Source organism: Kitasatospora sp. MBT63, from assembly GCF_000710465.2.
Taxonomy (GTDB): domain Bacteria; phylum Actinomycetota; class Actinomycetes; order Streptomycetales; family Streptomycetaceae; genus Kitasatospora.
The window spans coordinates 8,498-11,215 of record NZ_JAIZ01000583.1; the positions used below are offsets into that span (position 1 = coordinate 8,498).

The 2,718-nt window shown below is 73.4% G+C and carries 3 protein-coding genes and 1 pseudogene; 1 reads left to right on the top strand and 3 read right to left on the bottom strand.

Annotated elements, in window-relative coordinates; translation table 11 throughout:
• Positions 1-739: low temperature requirement protein A (locus AA75_RS49990; protein ID WP_199520451.1), on the bottom strand; the 739-nt coding region annotated here is incomplete at its 3' end.
• A gap of 162 nt (positions 740-901) precedes the next feature.
• Between AA75_RS49990 and AA75_RS30735 the strand changes: the two genes are divergently transcribed.
• On the top strand, positions 902-1,198 hold the full coding sequence (locus AA75_RS30735; RefSeq protein WP_033823587.1) for a hypothetical protein: 297 nt from the start codon (positions 902-904) through the stop codon (positions 1,196-1,198).
• A 112-nt stretch (positions 1,199-1,310) separates the two neighbouring features.
• Here the strand turns inward: AA75_RS30735 and AA75_RS30740 are convergent, their stop codons facing one another.
• Together AA75_RS30740 and AA75_RS30745 are read right to left on the bottom strand one after the other, a co-directional pair.
• A complete protein-coding gene (locus AA75_RS30740; protein WP_033823588.1) occupies positions 1,311-2,129 on the bottom strand; it encodes a TIGR02452 family protein in 819 nt (272 codons plus the stop codon).
• A 158-nt stretch (positions 2,130-2,287) separates the two neighbouring features.
• Positions 2,288-2,718 (bottom strand): annotated as a pseudogene (locus AA75_RS30745) (RNA helicase); the annotation flags it as partial.

Sequence of the window (2,718 nt, forward strand, 5' to 3'; positions counted from 1 at the left end):
CGTCGTCGTCGTGGCCGAAGTAGGCCCACCAGAGCGCGACGCACACCCCGAGCGCCAGCGCCGCCGCACCGACCAGCGCCACCGAGAGCCGCTCGTCGCCGGCCCCCACACCGATGGCGATCACGGACTCCCCGAACGCGACGATCATCACCAGTCCGTGCCGTTCGACGAAGTGCCCGGCCCTGAGCTGGAACTGCGGCAGGTCGACCAGGTACGGGATCGCGAACTGGACCGCCACCGAGGCTCCCCACAGGAGGAGTTGGGCCGTTCCCTCCAGCAGTCCGCCGGTGACCACCAGCGCCGCGTTGACCAGGTTCAGCCCGCCCATCCGCAGCACCGAACGCAGCGGCACGTCCGCCCCCGCGAACATCCCCGTGTGCACCGCGATCACCAGGACGTACGCCAGGCCGAAGGCCACCCCGCTGCCCTCGAAGGCGTGCGGGACGGTCAGCGAGATCACCAGGAAGCCGGTCATGCCGAGCAGCAGCAGGCCGCGCCGCGGGTGGGTGGTGGGTGGCATGGCGTTGGTCAGCCAGATGAAGGCGTCGTACATCCACCAGATCACCGCCAGCATCACCAGCACCCTCGCCAGGCCGGCCACGGTCAGGTGGTGGGCCAGGCTGTCGCTGAGCTGGGTGATGGTGAAGACGAAGACGAGGTCGAAGAACAGCTCCAGCGGGCTGACCCGCAGATCGGCCTCGGCCGGGCGGTCGTCGTAGGCGGCGGCTTCGGTGGTCACGCGAGTGAGTATGGACGACGGGGGCCGTGGCCGAGCGGAAATTTCCGGACGCAGCAACGACCGGAACGGCGGCCGCCGCCCGGGAGTTGTCCTCGGGAGGAGGGCCCCGGGACGGACGTCCCGGCCGCAAGCCCCCGGACCAGCAGCAACGAGGAGTGCACCATGGCGAACATCCCCACCGCGGCCGTCGCGTCGGCGGGTCTGATCGGCGGCTACGGCGCCGCCCGCTGGTCCGGGCGGCGGGAGTTGGGCGGCGTGGTGCTGGCCGCCGCCGGGGCGACGGCCGCGGTGCGCTGGCAGCGGGCCGCGGGGACGCCGACGGCCGCCGCGCTGACCGGTCTGTACGTCGCCGCGTTCGGCGGCTCACACCCCCTGGCCAAGAGGATCGGCGCCTGGCCGTCCGTGTTCGCCGTGACGGGCGTGGTCGCCGCCGCCTCCCTGCTCGCCGCCGGCAGCTGACCGAGACCCCTGCCCCCGACCACCCCAAACCGGCCCCCGCGACCGGCCGACCGACCGGCCCGGCGCCGGCGGTGCGCCGCGGACCGCCGCGGTCCTACACCCCGCCGTGGTCCTACGCCCCGCCGAACCGCCGCTCGAACGCCGCCCGGTTCGCCGACACCGGGGTACGGTCCCAGACCGCGAAGACCACCCGGTCGAAGGCGGCCCCGTGCTCGGTCAGCGCCGTCTCGAACGCCTCGGCGACCACCGCCGGGTCGTTGCGGAACACCCCGCACCCCCACGCCCCCAGCACCAGCTCCCGTACCCCGTGCTGCGCCGCGACCGCCAGGACCCGCGCGGCCCGGACCGCCAGCAGGTCCCGGACGTCCACCGGCCGGTCCGGCGAACGGAGCGCCAGCTGCCCGGCGTTGGGGGCCGGCGAGGTGAGGAACGAGACGGTGTACGGCTCCGCGAGCAGGTCGCCGCGCCCGTCGCGGATCACCGGCACCTGCGGCGACCAAATGACCCGGTCGCTGTAGCGCAGGTCCGGGGAGGCGCGGTGAGCCTCGTAGTAGTCGGGCGCCTCCAGCAGGCACCGGTACAGCAGCGCCGACCGGCAGAGGTCCTCCTCCTGGGCCTTGGCACCGCGCAGATAGCCTCCGCCCGGGTTGCGCGCGGAGGCGAAGTTGAGCACCGCGACCCGGTCGCCGCCGGCCTCGGCCAGCCGTCGTGCCGCCTGCATGCTGCCCTCGGAGGTCACCTCGGGCTGTCCGCGCAGCGGGCCGCGCGGGCCACCTCGCAGTGACTCGGCCGGGCCGTACGAGACGGTGCCGGCCCGGGCCGTCGCCAGCAGGCCGGCGATCTCCACCGAGGCACCGGACCGCACCCGGTAGCTCCCCCGCTCGGCGATCTCCTCGTTCTCGACCGCCACTTGATGCATTCTGCTGCTCATGGCGGCGACCGTACGCGAGCCGGGCCCACCGCGCCACCGAGTTGTTCTCAATTCGAGCATATCCAGGTCCGGAGCGGCGCACAGGGACGCAGAAAGGCCTGGGGCCGGTCCACCGTGGTGGACCGGCCCCAGGCCGCTCTAGATCAAGCTCTCAGGTGTCAGCTCTTCCAGCGGGGCTTGCGGTCGCCGCCGTTGAAGCCACCCGAACGGTTGTCGCGGTCGCCACCGAAGGAGCGGCCACCCGAACGGTCGTCACGGTTGAAGCCACCGGAACGGTTGTCCCGGTTGAAGCCACCCGAACGGTTGTCACGGTCACCGCCGAAGGAGCGGCCACCCGAACGGTCGTCACGGTTGAAGCCCTGCGGGCGGCCACCGGAACGGTGGTCGTCGCGGCGGGCGAACGGACGGCTGCTGCCGGCGCTGCGGTCGCGGTCACCGAAGGACGGGCGGTCCGAGAAGGAGCGGGCCGGACGGTCGCTGCCGAAGGAACGGCCGCCGCGGTCGTCGCGGTCACGGTTGAAGCCGCCCGCGCCACCCGAACGGTTGTCGCGGTCACCGCCGAAGGAGCGGCCACCCGAACGGTCGTCAC